Source organism: Acidovorax sp. LjRoot74, assembly GCF_964254355.1.
Lineage (GTDB): Bacteria > Pseudomonadota > Gammaproteobacteria > Burkholderiales > Burkholderiaceae_C > Acidovorax.
The window spans coordinates 4,555,166-4,568,616 of record NZ_CAXUTI020000001.1 but is presented as its reverse complement, the minus strand read 5'-3'; the positions used below and the strand labels follow the sequence as shown (position 1 = coordinate 4,568,616).

At 63.4% G+C, this 13,451-nt stretch carries 16 protein-coding genes; 12 read left to right on the top strand and 4 right to left on the bottom strand.

What is annotated here, in order from left to right; genetic code table 11:
- Positions 1-6: 6 nt before the first annotated feature.
- From coxB to ACSQ3O_RS21745, 6 genes are all read left to right on the top strand, one after another.
- The gene (gene coxB, locus ACSQ3O_RS21770) at positions 7-1,176 is read left to right on the top strand and encodes a cytochrome c oxidase subunit II (protein WP_137745927.1); all 1,170 of its coding nucleotides are present in this window, start codon (positions 7-9) and stop codon (positions 1,174-1,176) included.
- Positions 1,177-1,206: 30 nt separating this feature from the next.
- Entirely contained in the window at positions 1,207-2,838 is a 1,632-nt protein-coding gene (gene ctaD / locus ACSQ3O_RS21765) for a cytochrome c oxidase subunit I (RefSeq protein WP_137745928.1), read from the top strand.
- Positions 2,839-2,849: 11 nt separating this feature from the next.
- Positions 2,850-2,960, top strand: coding sequence for a cytochrome oxidase small assembly protein (locus tag ACSQ3O_RS21760; RefSeq protein ID WP_212742253.1), 111 nt, complete (start codon positions 2,850-2,852; stop codon positions 2,958-2,960).
- An 18-nt stretch (positions 2,961-2,978) separates the two neighbouring features.
- Positions 2,979-3,620, top strand: coding sequence for a cytochrome c oxidase assembly protein (locus ACSQ3O_RS21755; protein WP_436140456.1), 642 nt, complete (start codon positions 2,979-2,981; stop codon positions 3,618-3,620).
- Complete coding sequence (locus ACSQ3O_RS21750) at positions 3,617-3,841, top strand: DUF2970 domain-containing protein (RefSeq protein WP_137745930.1); 225 nt, start codon at positions 3,617-3,619, stop codon at positions 3,839-3,841. The genes ACSQ3O_RS21755 and ACSQ3O_RS21750 overlap by 4 nt, the downstream gene beginning before the upstream one ends.
- A gap of 64 nt (positions 3,842-3,905) precedes the next feature.
- Positions 3,906-4,787 carry a cytochrome c oxidase subunit 3 gene (locus ACSQ3O_RS21745; RefSeq protein ID WP_137745931.1) on the top strand — a complete coding sequence of 294 codons (882 nt, stop codon included), beginning with the start codon at positions 3,906-3,908 and terminating at the stop codon, positions 4,785-4,787.
- A 113-nt stretch (positions 4,788-4,900) separates the two neighbouring features.
- Here the strand turns inward: ACSQ3O_RS21745 and ACSQ3O_RS21740 are convergent, their stop codons facing one another.
- Positions 4,901-5,122 (bottom strand): twin transmembrane helix small protein, encoded by a 222-nt coding sequence (locus ACSQ3O_RS21740; protein WP_137745932.1) that lies wholly within the window; start codon positions 5,120-5,122, stop codon positions 4,901-4,903.
- Positions 5,123-5,137: 15 nt separating this feature from the next.
- On the opposite strand from ACSQ3O_RS21740, the gene ACSQ3O_RS21735 reads away from it, so the two are divergent.
- The 5 genes from ACSQ3O_RS21735 to ACSQ3O_RS21715 are packed head-to-tail and all read left to right on the top strand — an operon-like array spanning position 5,138 to position 9,329.
- Entirely contained in the window at positions 5,138-5,944 is an 807-nt protein-coding gene (locus ACSQ3O_RS21735; RefSeq protein ID WP_436140455.1) for an SURF1 family protein, read from the top strand.
- Positions 5,886-6,629, top strand: a complete 744-nt coding sequence (locus ACSQ3O_RS21730; RefSeq protein WP_436140454.1) for a hypothetical protein — start codon at positions 5,886-5,888, stop codon at positions 6,627-6,629. Before ACSQ3O_RS21735 ends, ACSQ3O_RS21730 begins: the two co-directional genes overlap by 59 nt.
- Positions 6,626-7,810, top strand: a complete 1,185-nt coding sequence (locus ACSQ3O_RS21725) for a COX15/CtaA family protein (RefSeq protein ID WP_436140453.1) — start codon at positions 6,626-6,628, stop codon at positions 7,808-7,810. Before ACSQ3O_RS21730 ends, ACSQ3O_RS21725 begins: the two co-directional genes overlap by 4 nt.
- Positions 7,807-8,709 (top strand): heme o synthase, encoded by a 903-nt coding sequence (gene cyoE, locus ACSQ3O_RS21720; protein WP_436140452.1) that lies wholly within the window; start codon positions 7,807-7,809, stop codon positions 8,707-8,709. The genes ACSQ3O_RS21725 and cyoE overlap by 4 nt, the downstream gene beginning before the upstream one ends.
- Positions 8,710-8,714: 5 nt before the next feature.
- Positions 8,715-9,329 carry an SCO family protein gene (locus tag ACSQ3O_RS21715; RefSeq protein ID WP_298449394.1) on the top strand — a complete coding sequence of 205 codons (615 nt, stop codon included), beginning with the start codon at positions 8,715-8,717 and terminating at the stop codon, positions 9,327-9,329.
- 140 nt (positions 9,330-9,469) lie between these two features.
- Here the strand turns inward: ACSQ3O_RS21715 and ACSQ3O_RS21710 are convergent, their stop codons facing one another.
- Entirely contained in the window at positions 9,470-10,507 is a 1,038-nt protein-coding gene (locus ACSQ3O_RS21710) for a Bug family tripartite tricarboxylate transporter substrate binding protein (RefSeq protein WP_436140451.1), read from the bottom strand.
- Positions 10,508-10,623: 116 nt separating this feature from the next.
- Positions 10,624-11,565 carry an RNA polymerase sigma factor RpoH gene (gene rpoH / locus ACSQ3O_RS21705; protein ID WP_436140450.1) on the bottom strand — a complete coding sequence of 314 codons (942 nt, stop codon included), beginning with the start codon at positions 11,563-11,565 and terminating at the stop codon, positions 10,624-10,626.
- Positions 11,566-11,724: 159 nt separating this feature from the next.
- Here rpoH and cutA point away from each other — a divergent pair, with 159 nt between their 5' ends.
- Entirely contained in the window at positions 11,725-12,297 is a 573-nt protein-coding gene (gene cutA / locus ACSQ3O_RS21700) for a divalent-cation tolerance protein CutA (protein WP_436140449.1), read from the top strand.
- A gap of 64 nt (positions 12,298-12,361) precedes the next feature.
- On the opposite strand, the gene ACSQ3O_RS21695 is transcribed toward cutA, so the two are convergent.
- Entirely contained in the window at positions 12,362-13,423 is a 1,062-nt protein-coding gene (locus ACSQ3O_RS21695) for a hypothetical protein (protein ID WP_298449385.1), read from the bottom strand.
- Positions 13,424-13,451 lie beyond the last annotated feature (28 nt).

Genomic DNA, 13,451 nt, shown 5'->3' with positions numbered 1-13,451 from the left:
AGAACTATGAAGAGCATTTCCAACAAGCTGGCTTCTCTGCTGCTGATTGCCGGTGCATGGGTGGGCTCCGCAGCCCATGCCGTCCAGGACCTGCCTGGCGGTCCCGCAGTCAACCAGCTGAACCTGCATCCCCCGGTGACCAAAATTGCTGAAGAGCAGCATTTTCTGCACTGGATGATGCTGATCATCTGCACGGTGATCTTTGTTGCAGTGTTCTCCGTGATGTTCTATTCGATTTGGAAACACCGCCGCTCCAAGGGCGCCAAGTCGGCCAATTTCCATGAGTCCGTCACCGTCGAAGTGGTCTGGACCATCATCCCCTTCATCATCGTGATCCTGATGGCCCTGCCTGCCACCAAGGTGCTGGTGGCGCAGAAGGACACCACCAATGCCGACCTCACGATCAAGACCACGGGCTACCAGTGGAAGTGGGGCTACGACTACATCACCGGCGAGGGTGAAGGCCTGGCGTTTATCTCTACGCTGGACAGCAGCCACCGCGTGATGTCTGACAGTGGCAAGGTCGCCGACGCACCCGCCGACTACTTGCTCAAGGTGGACAACCCGATGGTCGTGCCTGTGGGCAAGAAGATCCGCATCATCACCACCGCCAATGACGTGATCCACGCCTTTATGGTGCCTGCCTTCGGTATCAAGCAGGATGCGATCCCCGGCTTTGTGCGCGACACCTGGTTCCGCGCCGAGAAGATCGGTGACTACTACGGCCAGTGCGCCGAGCTGTGCGGCAAGGAACACGCCTACATGCCCATCCACGTGAAGGTCGTGTCTGCAGAGGACTACACCGCCTGGGTCGCCGACCAGAAGAAGAAGGCTGCCGCCAAGCTGGACGACCCGACCAAGGTTTGGGCGCTGGACGACATCCTGAAGCGTGGCGAGAAGGTCTACGCCGCCAATTGCGCTGCCTGCCACCAAGCCAATGGCAAGGGCGCTGGCCCCATCAAGCCCCTGGACGCCTCGGCCGTGGTGCTGGACGCCGACCATGCCAAGCAGATCCAGATCCTGCTCAAGGGCGCAGCCAATGGCGCCATGCCCTCATGGGCGCAGCTGAGCGACACCGACATTGCCGCCGTGGTCACCTACACCAAGAACTCCTGGTCCAACAAGACCGGCCAGCTGGTGCAGCCTGCCGAAATTGTGGCCCAGCGTGGCAAGTAATCACCGCCCCAACGTATTGAGGAATCCAACATGAGCGCAGTTCTGGACAACCACGGTCACGCGGGCGACCACGCACACGACGACCACGGCCACCATGGCCCCACCGGCTGGCGCCGCTGGGTGTACGCCACCAACCACAAGGACATCGGTACGCTGTACCTGCTGTTCTCGTTCACCATGCTGATGGTGGGCGGCATCTTGGCGCTGCTGATCCGCGCCGAGCTGTTTCAGCCCGGCCTGCAGCTGGTGAACCCTGAGCTGTTCAACCAGCTCACCACCATGCACGGCCTGATCATGGTGTTCGGCGCCATCATGCCGGCCTTTGTGGGCTTTGCGAACTGGATGATCCCGCTGCAGATCGGCGCATCCGACATGGCCTTTGCCCGCATGAACAACTTCAGCTTCTGGCTGATGATTCCTGCGGCGCTCATGTTGGTGACCTCGTTCTTCATGCCTGGCGGTGCCCCCGCCGCAGGCTGGACGCTGTACGCACCGCTGACGCTGCAGATGGGTCCCTCCATGGATGCCGGCATCTTCGCGATGCACATCCTGGGCGCTTCGTCCATCATGGGCTCGATCAACATCATCGTGACCATCCTGAACATGCGCGCCCCTGGCATGACGCTGATGAAGATGCCCATGTTCGCCTGGACTTGGCTCATCACCGCCTACCTGCTGATCGCCGTGATGCCCGTGCTGGCTGGTGCCATCACCATGACGCTGACGGACCGCCACTTCGGTACCAGCTTCTTCAACCCCGCCGGTGGTGGTGACCCGGTGATGTACCAACACATTTTCTGGTTCTTCGGTCACCCCGAGGTGTACATCATGATCTTGCCGGCCTTCGGCATCATCAGCCAGATCGTGCCTGCCTTCGCCCGCAAGAAGCTGTTCGGTTATGCCTCCATGGTGTATGCCACGTCGTCCATTGCCATCCTGTCGTTCATCGTGTGGGCGCACCATATGTTCACGACCGGCATGCCTGTGACGGGCCAGCTGTTCTTCATGTACGCCACCATGCTGATCTCCGTGCCCACGGCCGTGAAGATCTTCAACTGGATCGCCACGATGTGGCGCGGCTCCATGACGTTCGAGACCCCCATGCTGTTCGCCGTGGGCTTCATCTTTGTGTTCACGATGGGTGGCTTCACCGGCCTCATCCTGGCCATGGCGCCCATCGACATCCAGCTGCAGGACACCTACTACGTGGTTGCCCACTTCCACTACGTGCTGGTGGCCGGTTCGCTGTTCTCCATGTTTGCTGGCGTGTACTACTGGCTGCCCAAGTGGACGGGTGTGATGTATTCCGAAACGCGTGGCCAGATTCACTTCTGGGGCTCGCTGATCACCTTCAACATCACCTTCTTCCCCATGCACTTCCTGGGCCTGGCTGGCATGCCCCGTCGCTACGCCGATTACCCCATGCAGTTCGCTGATTTCAACGCGATTGCCTCGGTGGGTGCCTTTGGTTTCGGCCTGATGCAGGTGTACTTCTTCCTGGCTGTCATCGTGCCCGCCATGCGTGGCAAGGGTGAAAAAGCTGCTGCCAAGCCCTGGGACGGTGCCGAGGGCCTGGAATGGGAAGTCCCATCCCCTGCGCCTTTCCACACCTTTGAAAACCCGCCCAAGCTGGACGCCACGGCCACCCGTGTGATCGGCTGAGGACCATGCCCATGACACCCGAGCAGAAGAAAAGCAACCTGCGAATGGCGCTGATCCTGGCGTCGATTGCAGTGGTGTTTTTTGTCGGGTTCATGGCCAAGGTGTTTTTCCTCTCCCGTTGAGCTGAGCACACCCCTGCCATGAGCCTGCGCCGCGAAAACGCCAAGATGGTCGGCAAGCTGGTCGTGATTGCGGCCGGCATGTTTGCCTTTGGCTACGTGCTGATCCCGATCTACAAGCACATCTGCGAGATGACGGGCATCAACATCCTGTCGCTCTCCGAGCGCCAGGTGCCGGGCAACGGCGTCGCGGGCAAGGATGTGAAGCTGCCGGCCAACACGCAGGTGGACAAGAGCCGCACCATCACTGTCGAGTTCGACGCCAACGCGCGTGGCCCATGGGATTTCAAGCCCGCTCAGCGCTCGGTGCAGGTGCACCCTGGCGAGCTGACCACAGTGATGTACGAGTTCCAGAACGTACAGAACCGCCGCATGGCTGCGCAGGCCATTCCGAGTTATGCCCCGCGGCAGGCGGCAGCCCACTTCAACAAGTTGGAGTGTTTCTGCTTCAACCAGTATGTGCTGGAGCCCGGCGAAAAGAAGGAATGGCCCGTGGCCTTCGTGATTGATCCGCGTCTGTCCAAGGACGTGACCACCATCACGCTGTCCTATACGTTCTTCGAGGTGGGTGGCAAGACGCCTGCCGCGCCAGAATCCACCGCTGCGGTGGGTGGCACTGTGCCGTCATCCCCCAGTGTGTCGGCGACAGGAGTTGGCTCATGAATGCGCCCCTCGACCCCTCCGTGGTGAAGCCGCACGAACGCAAAGGCTCCCTGCTGCGCACAGTGCGCGCAGTGGCTTGGTCGCTGATTGGTTTGCGCAAAGGCAGCGAGTACCAGCAGGATGTCGAGAAACTCAACCCCCTGCACATCATCGTGGTGGGGCTGGTGGCGGTTTTTTTGCTGGTGATGGGGCTGATTGCCTTGGTGAATTGGGTAGTGTGAACGGGTTGTTGGACCCGTATCAACAACAAGACTGAAAACAAAGATTTGAGATTCAGGAGCTGAAATGAGTGCATCAACCCACGGCGGAACCCCGTACTACTATGTGCCTGCCGAGTCGCGCCACCCGGTGATGGCGGCTGCTGGCCTGTTCTTTGTGATCCTTGGCGCAGGCCAGTGGATCAACGGCCATGACTGGGGCAAGTATTCCCTGGCCTTGGGCCTGGTGTGGTGGCTGTTCACGCTGTACCAGTGGTTCGGCGATGCGGTCCGCGAAAGCGAAGGTGGCCTGTATGGCCACAAGATCGACCTCTCTTACCGCTGGAGCATGAGCTGGTTCATCTTCTCTGAAGTGATGTTCTTCGGTGCATTCTTCACGGCCCTGTGGTGGGCACGCTCCCACTCTGTGCCCGCGCTGGGCAGCCTGGACAACGCGCTGCTCTGGCCCGACTTCAAGGCCGTGTGGCCCAGCATTGCTGCAGGCGCCACGGCGTCACCGGCGGGCATCGTTGAGCCCTTCCAGACCGTGGGCCCCTTCTGGCTGCCCACCATCAACACTGCGCTGCTGCTCACCTCGGGTGTCACTCTGACGATTGCCCACCATGCGCTGCGCGAAAACCAGCGTGGCAAGACCATTGGCTTCATGTGGGCCACCGTGCTGCTGGGTTTCGTCTTCCTGCTGGTGCAAGGCTACGAGTACTACCACCTGTACACCGACCTGAACCTCAAGCTCAACTCGGGCGTGTTCGGCTCCACTTTCTTCATGCTGACTGGCTTCCACGGCTTCCACGTGTTCTTGGGCATGCTGATGCTGCTTGTGATCACGCTGCGCCTCCAAAAGGGCCACTTCACCGCCGACAAGCATTTCGGCTTCGAAGGTGCCGCCTGGTACTGGCACTTTGTGGACGTGGTGTGGCTGGGTTTGTACGTGCTGGTGTACTGGATGTAAACACCCACGGCAACTACAAAAAAAGCGCCGCGAGGCGCTTTTTTGTTGGGGGCACCAAGCTCAGATCAAGCCTTTTGCGGCAGCAATAGCAGTCCGGTGGAAGGCCGCTCCGGTCAGCGCGTCGCGGGCAGGCCCGTAGGCTGGATATAACCCAGCTGCCAGGCCACGAGGATGCACACGAACAGCACAATGGACAGCCCCACCCGCACTGCCAGCGCCTTGGCCATGTGCTTGCCCTTGCGCTTGTCACCCTGGCCATTGCGCATCATGAAGAACAAGGCCGAGGCCAGGCTGGCCAAAATGGCGATGAACGCCAGCACTACGAGGTATTTCATGGAGCACATTATCCCGTGACCACTTTCCGCCGTCCCCTGGGCCTGCGCTTCTGGCTCATCACGCTGGCCGCCGTGGTGGGCATGTTGGTCACGGCGTCGCTGGGGCGCTGGCAGCTGTCGCGTGCAGCGCAGAAAGAAGCCTTGCAAGCCATGCTGGATGCGCGTGGCCGCATGCCCGTCATGGATGGCCGTGCGCTGCTGTCACTGCCGCCCGGCGGAACCTCTGAGGCCGAGTCCCTGGTGCACCGTGCCGTGGTGCTGGAAGGCCGCTGGTTGCCCGAACACACCGTGTACCTCGACAACCGCCAGATGAATGGCCGTCCCGGTTTTTTTGTGCTCACACCATTGCAACTGACCGGCGGACCAGCGGGTGTGGTGCTGGTGCAGCGTGGCTGGGTGCCACGCAATTTCCAGGATCGCACGCAATTGCCCCAGGTGCCGACGCCGTCGGATCAGGTAGTGCGGGTGGCAGGGCGCGTGGCCGCAGCACCTTCGCGCCTGTATGAGTTTGGCAGCGGCGACATCAGCACTGGCGGCCATGGCGCTCAGGGGTCTTCCCGCATCCGGCAAAATCTCGACTTGGCCGCGTTTCGCACCGAAACCGGCCTGGCGCTCGCCCCGCTCACTGTGGTGCAGACGGGCGCTGTAGGTGGCGCGGGCGACGGCTTGCAGCGCGACTGGCCCGTGGTGGGCGCAGGCGTCGATAAACACTACGGTTACGCATTTCAATGGTTCGGGCTCTGCGGCCTGATGGCACTTCTTTATGTCTGGTTCCAAATCGTCCGACGGTTCATTCGCCCGCGCAGCCAGCCTGCCCCCTGAGGTCCGTGCCGAGCACCCTCTTGGGCTGACTGTGCACACCCTGCCCGAGGCCGGGGACGCCATGGCCAGCGCGCAACGCACGCGCCATGGCCGCTGGAAGATGCTGGGTGTGCTGGCGATTTGCGCCGCACCCGTGATCGCCTCGTATTTCACGTACTACGTCGTCCGCCCTGAAGGCAGGCGCAACTATGGAGAGCTGATCGACCCCCAGCGCACCCTGCCCGCGCTCACAGCCACCACACCAGATGGCGCGTCGCTTCCCCTCGACTCGCTCAAAGGGCAGTGGCTGTTGGTGAGTGTGGCGGGGGGCGCTTGCGACGCGCAGTGCCAGAAACACCTGTACCTGCAGCGGCAGCTGCGCGAAAGCCTGGGCAAGGAAAAGGACCGCCTGGACTGGGTCTGGCTGGTCAATGACAGTGCCGCCGTGCCCGACACGCTGGCGCCCGCCCTGCAAAAGGCCACGGTGCTGCGGGTGGACGGTGCCGCGCTCAGCGCCTGGCTCGCGCCTGCTTCGGGCCACCAGCAGGCCGAGCACCTGTATGTGGTGGACCCCATGGGCAACTGGATGATGCGCTTTCCTGCTGACATGGATGCCAGCGGGGCCGCCAAGGCCAAGCGTGACCTGGAACGCTTGCTGCGCGCATCCTCGTCGTGGGACGACGCTGGCCGGCCGGGCAAGCCATGAGCGATACCCAACCGCTGTACGACCTGGCCCCCATGCTGGAGCTGATGCTCCTGGGCCTGGTGATTGCCTTGGGGCCCCTGGCCTGGGTCTGGGTGCGCAACCGCCGCAGCACGCCTCTGCGGCGCCTGCAGGCGCTCACGGTGCTGACCTTGTTCCTGACCTTTGACCTGGTGCTGTTTGGTGCCTTCACGCGCCTCACCGATTCGGGCCTGGGCTGCCCTGATTGGCCCGGCTGCTACGGCAGTGTCAGCCCCATGGGCGCGCGTGCAGAAATTTCGGCCGCACAAGAGGCCATGCCCACCGGCCCGGTCACCCATGGCAAGGCCTGGGTCGAGATGATCCACCGCTATCTGGCCACCGGTGTGGGCGTGCTGATCATCGTGCTCACGGTGTCCTCCTGGGTGCAGCAGCGCCGCGCCCGGCAGGGCAGGGCCGAGGCACCACCGCTCAGTCCCTGGTGGCCCACGGTCACGCTGCTGTGGGTGTGCCTGCAAGGGGCCTTTGGCGCACTCACTGTGACGATGAAGCTCTTTCCCGCCATCGTCACGCTGCACCTCATTGGTGGGCTGGTGCTGCTGGCGCTGCTCTGTGTGCAGGCCGTGCGCCACACGCATGCGGCGCAAGGTCGCTTGCCCACCCAGATTTCGCCCGTGTTGCGCAAGGGGCTGGTCTGGACGGGGCTGCTGCTGGCGCTGCAGGTGGTGCTGGGCGGCTGGGTCAGCACCAACTACGCGGTGCTCGCCTGTACCACCTTCCCTACCTGCCAGGGCAGCTGGTGGCCTGCCATGGACTTTGCCCAGGGATTCCAGATCTGGCGCAAGTTGGGCCTGCTGCAGGACGGCAGCCATATCAGCTTTGCGGGCCTTACAGCCATCCATTACGTGCACCGGCTGATGGCCTACCTAGTGCTGGCGGCGCTCGCATGGCTGGCCTGGCGCCTGCATCGCAGTGGCGCTCTGCCCGCACCCACACGGTGGCTGGCGGGCCTGTCATTGCTGCAACTGGCCACCGGCCTGTCCAACGTGATCCTGGACTGGCCGCTGGTGGCCGCCGTGCTGCACACCGGCGGCGCGGCCGCCCTGGTTGTTGTGCTCACCTGGGCCCTGGTGTCCAGCCGCGCAGCCGTGGCTGTGCCCCGAGAGTTTTCCGCGCCACCTGGCGCATCGAGAGTGTCCGCATGAGTGTCGCCCCCCCCCACGTTGTTGCCCTGCCGTCGCGCATGCAGCAGTTTTATGCGCTGACCAAGCCCCGTGTGGTGCAGCTCATCGTTTTTTGTGCCCTGATCGGCATGGTGCTGGCCGTGCCCGGCCTGCCCACTGCCGCGCAACTGGGCCAGATGGCGCTGGCCAGCGCAGGGGTGTGGCTGGTGGCAGGCGCTGCGGCTGCCTTCAACTGCATCGTGGAGCAGGGCATCGACGCCAAGATGAAGCGCACGGCCTGGCGCCCCACCGCCAAGGGCGAGCTGTCCAATGCGCAGACGCTGCTGTTCTCGGCCGTGCTGTGCGCAGCGGGCTCGGCCCTGCTGTACTTCTGGATCAACCCGCTGACCATGTGGCTCACCTTTGCCACCTTCGTGGGCTACGCGGTGGTCTACACCGTGATCCTCAAGCCCCTGACGCCGCAGAACATCGTCATCGGTGGCGCATCCGGCGCCATGCCCCCGGTGCTGGGCTGGGCCGCCATGACGGGGGATGTGGGCCCTGAGGCGCTGATCCTGTTCCTCATCATCTTCCTCTGGACACCACCCCACTTCTGGGCCCTGGCCCTGTACCGCGTGGAGGACTACCGCAAGTCTGGCCTGCCCATGCTGCCGGTCACCCATGGCAACGAGTTCACCCGGCTGCAGGTGTTCCTCTACACCTTGATCCTGTTCGCGGGCTGCCTCATGCCGTTTGTGTATGGCATGAGTTCATGGATCTACCTGGTGGCCGCTGTGCTGCTGTCAGCGGGCTTTTGTGGCTATGGCTTTGCGCTGTGGCGCAACTACTCGGACGCGCTTGCGCGCAAGACCTTCCGCTTTTCCTTGATCCACCTGAGCGTGCTGTTTGCCGCCCTGCTGGTGGACCACTACGTGCTGTGAATTCCATGCTCAAACGAAATGCTCTCAAAACGATAGCTGTCAGCGCTTTATCAATAGGCGCAGCAGGCCTTTTTAGTGCTTGTTCCGAGAAGAAAAAGGCCGAATTTCGCGGCGTGGACATTACCGGGGCCGACTACGCCCGCGACCTCCCGCTGACCGACCACAACGGCCAGGCCCGCCACATCCAGGACTTTGCGGGCAAGGTGGTGGTGGTGTTCTTCGGCTTCACACAGTGCCCGGACGTGTGCCCCACCTCCATGCAAGAGCTGGCCGAGGTCAAGCAGATCCTGGGCAAGGATGGTGACCGCCTGCAAGGTATCTTCGTCACGGTGGACCCGGAGCGCGACACCCCTGATGTGCTCAAGGCCTACATGGCCAATTTCGACCCCAGCTTCCTGGCCCTGCGCGGCACGCCCGAGCAGTTGGCTGCCGTCGCCAAGGACTTCAAGATCTATTACAAGAAGGTCGATGGCAAGACGCCCACCAGCTACACCATGGACCACTCGGCGGGCAGCTATGTGTATGACCCCGCCGGGCGCCTGCGGGTGTACAACCGCTACGGCAGTGGCGCCCAGGCCCTGGCGGCGGACGTCAAGACCCTGCTTGCCGAAGCGGGCTGAGATCTATGCGGGCGCCCGCCTGCCCGCCTGCATGATGCATTGACAACACCAGCAACAAAAAAACCCGGGCAGGCACGCTGGCCAGACCCGGGTTGATGCTGTCTTGCAGCAAAGGTGCGCGGCAGTTGCGCCGCACTGGTTTACTCGGCCTTGATGCCGCGCATCGCGATCACGCCGCCCAGCAGATTGGTGTCGGCCTTCACGCGGTTGGCCAGCCCCTCGGGTGAGGAGCCCACCGTCTGCCAGCCCTGCTGGAACAGCTTGCCGCGCACATCTTCACTGCGGGCGATCTCGCTGATCAGCGCTGCCAGCTTGGCCTGGATCGGTTTGGGCAGGGTCGAAGGCGCCGCAAAGGCGTTCCAGATCTCCAGATTGAAGTTGCTGATGCCCGCCTCGGCCAGGCTCGGCACATCAGGCGCCAGCGGGCTGCGCCCGGAAGACGTCACTCCAATCGCGCGCAGCTTGCCCGCGCGCACCTGGGCTTGCGCCAGGGCCGGAGGCAGCAGCGCCATCTGCAGCTGACCGCCCAGCATGGCGGTGGCCACCTGCGGGTAGCCGGGGTAAGGCACATGCACCGGGTTGATGTTGCTGCGTGACTTGAGCAACTCGGTGCCGATGTGGCCCACCGTGCCCACGCCAGGCGTTCCATAGCTCCACTTGTCGCCCCCGTTGCGGGCCGCCACAAAGAAGTCGCGGGCGCTGCTGTTGGCAGGCACGCCGGGCTGGCTCACGGGCGCCGTCAGGATCAAGGGCGACGTGCCAATGAGGCTCAGCGGGGCCAGATCCTTGATGGGGTCGTACGGCACGGCCGGGTTCAGCAGCTTGGCAATCGTCATGTTGCCGTTGATCATCAGGCCGATGGTGTGGTCATCGCGCGCCTTGGCCACGGCATCGGCCGCAATGTTGCCGCCTGCGCCCACCTTGTTTTCCACAACCACCGGCTGGCCCAGGACCTTGGACAGCGGCTCGGAGAACGTGCGCGCCGTTAGGTCGGGCGAAGACCCGGCCGGAAAGCCCACGATGATCTTGAGCGGCTTGGTGGGCCACGCCAGGGGCGCGGCTGCAGCGGCGGTGCCAGGCTTGGCGGCGTTCTGGGCCAGAGCCCAAGGGGAGGCGGCTGCCAGCGCAATCAGCAGCGTGGACGCACGGCGGGAAACAACGGGGCGTGACGACAACATGGGAACGGGTCTCCTCAACAAGAATATTCAGGGGCCAAAACGACACGGGGCCCCAGAACTGGGGCCCCGTGAGGCAACTTCTGCAGCCGGGGATATTAACCCCGCTGCCCACAGGCTCAGGCGTACTCGGCCAGCGCCTTTTTCATCTTCTTCATCGCGGCCACTTCGATCTGGCGGATGCGCTCGGCGCTCACGCCGTACACCGCCGCCAGCTCGTGCAGCGTCATGCCGCCCGTGCCGTCGTCGTTGACCTTGAGCCAGCGCTCTTCCACGATGCGGCGACTGCGATCGTCCAGGCTGGCCAGGGCCGTGGCAATGCCATCGGTGGCCAGCGCATCACGCTGGCGCGACTCGATCATGGCCGTGGGCTCGTGCGAACCATCGGCCAGATAGGCAATCGGGCCAAACGCCTGCTCACCGTCGTCCGAGGGGGCCGGGTCCAGCAACACATCACCACCCGACATGCGGGTTTCCATCTCGATGACTTCCTCGCGCTTCACATTCAGCTGCGCAGCCACCGAGTCGATCTCGCGGTCGGACAGGGTGTCGCGGTGCGTAGCTGCATCGGCAGCGGCCGCATCGGCCTTGAAGCCCTGCTTCATCGAGCGCAGGTTGAAGAACAGCTTGCGCTGGGCCTTGGTGGTGGCCACCTTCACCATGCGCCAGTTCTTCAGGATGTATTCATGGATCTCGGCCTTGATCCAGTGCATGGCGTAGCTCACCAGGCGCACACCCTGGTCCGGGTCAAAGCGCTTGACGGCCTTCATCAGGCCCACATTGCCTTCCTGGATCAGGTCGCCGTGGGGCAGGCCGTAGCCCAGGTACTGGCGCGAAATCGAGACCACCAGGCGCAGGTGCGACATCACCAGCCGGCCAGCGGCATCCACATCGTTGTTGTCCTTGAGCTGCCGCGCATAGGTCTGCTCTTCTTCGTGTGTGAGCAGGGGCAGGCGATTGACGGCCGAAATGTAGGCGTCGAGGTTGCCCAGCGCAGGCACCAACGCCCAGGGGTTGGCGGGAGCCAGGGTCATCGTCGCGGTTCCAGACTGAATGTTCATTCCAGGAATCCTTTCCTCTAAGCCAAGATATTAGCACTCCATGTGATTGAGTGCTAAATCCATAGTTCCCCTGCGGGTAGACAAAGCGGCCCGTCCGCCATCGCCGGAGCATCCATCTCGGGTGACAGGCGTGCAAACACAGAATTGTTTTGTAAGTTATTGATTAAAAATGGTTTTTTCTGTGATTTCATCAAGCTTCAGACGTTTGCTTGGTATCTGAGCAAGCAAAAAACTAGGGTTCCGCGCACCGTTGCTCCAGATCTTTTCGATTGTTGCGACAACCGGAACTGTCTTTTCGCGCTTTGGATGGTGGTCGGTGGCGGAGCTGGCATTGCACCTTCCGACATGGCAGACTGCATCGCCCAACACCTTTCGGAGACGCGCATGACCGAGCCGGCGGCCCTTCGCGATATCGCGGTTGTCACCACCACCGTGGCCACCGACGTGCAAGCGCGGGCGCTGGCGCAGCTGGTTTTGCAGGCGCGGCTGGCGGCCTGTGTGCAGGTGGAGCCGATCACAGCCCATTTCCGCTGGCAGGGTGCACTGCAGGAGGACCGCGAATTCCGGCTGGTGTACAAAACCGCACCGCGGGCCCTTCATCCGCTGCTGGCCCTTGTGCGGGCGCACCATCCTTATGCGCTACCGCAGCTGGTGGTGCAGACGCTGCAGGCCTCGGCGGAGTATGCTGACTGGATGGACGCGCAGGTGGCCCATGCGTCAGTGTCGGGCTGAAGACGGGTTGGACATCACCCAGTTCTTCCGGCTATCGGAGTAAGCCTGCCAGCCCCCTGGTTTTTTACACACTCAAATCAATCTGCTGCACCGTCCCCACCCCTCCATCCTCGCGCAGGTACACGCTTGTGGAGCGCACGGCGCCCAGGTGGGTGTTGTCGGCGGTGCGCAGGGCGAACGGGGTGGCGGCCGATGCGGCGGTCTGCACGGCGCCTACGCCGAGTTCGGCCAGGGTTTGCAGGCGGCCAGTGCCGTCGGCGCTGGGGGTCCACACGCGCAGTTGCTGGTAGACGGGGTCGGCTTCGTCGATCCAGCCATTGCCGTCGCTGTCGTGCTGGGCCAGTTCGGCAAAGCCGTTGCCAGTGCCGGGACCGAAGAGTTCGAGGCCGTTGTCGATGGCTGCGTTCTGGTTGGTGTCCAGCGCCAGGTAGCCCCGGTTGCCTGCCAGCAGGGGCACGTTGTCGGTTTCGCCGTCACCGTTCAGGTCGAAGGCAAAACGCTGGTCTTGCAGCTGGGCAGCGGTGCCGTCGAAATTGATCACCAGGGGATCGATGGCGGTGGCGTCGCCCAGTCGCAGGCTGAATGAGGATTCCTGGCGGTAACTGCGCTGCATGTCCAGCTGCAGGGTGAAGCGGATCTCGCGGCCGTCGGCGGTGCGCACCACGCCCTGGGCGCTGAACTGGGTGCTTTCGGTTTCTTCGATGACTTCGCGCTGTTCATAGATCAGGCCAAAACCGGCGCGCTGGCGCCCGGGGGCCGAGTCGGCCTGGGCTTGCGCTGGGCGCCGGGGTAGGGTGGGGGCTTCGGTCGGGGCCTCGGTGCCGGTGTAGACGCGCACCCGCACGCCGGTCATGAGCGCGATGAGGTCGCGCATCAGGGCGAGCTGGGGTGTCAGGCCTTCATCGGCGTCGGTTTCACGGGGGGCAGTGGTGGCCTCGGTGGACTGTGCAGCCTGGGCCAGGCGCGCGGCGCTGGAGATCTGGACGGCTGGGGCCGCTCGGGCGGGGCTGGGGGCGTTGGCGGGGCGGCGGTCGCCCACCCAGGCTTCAAAGCGGCTGCTTTGGGTGTGCACGCGCGTCGCGACGTGCTGGGCCTGCATCTGCAGGGCGGACGATTCGATCTTCATGGGACACCTCCGCGGTTGCCACAAGGAG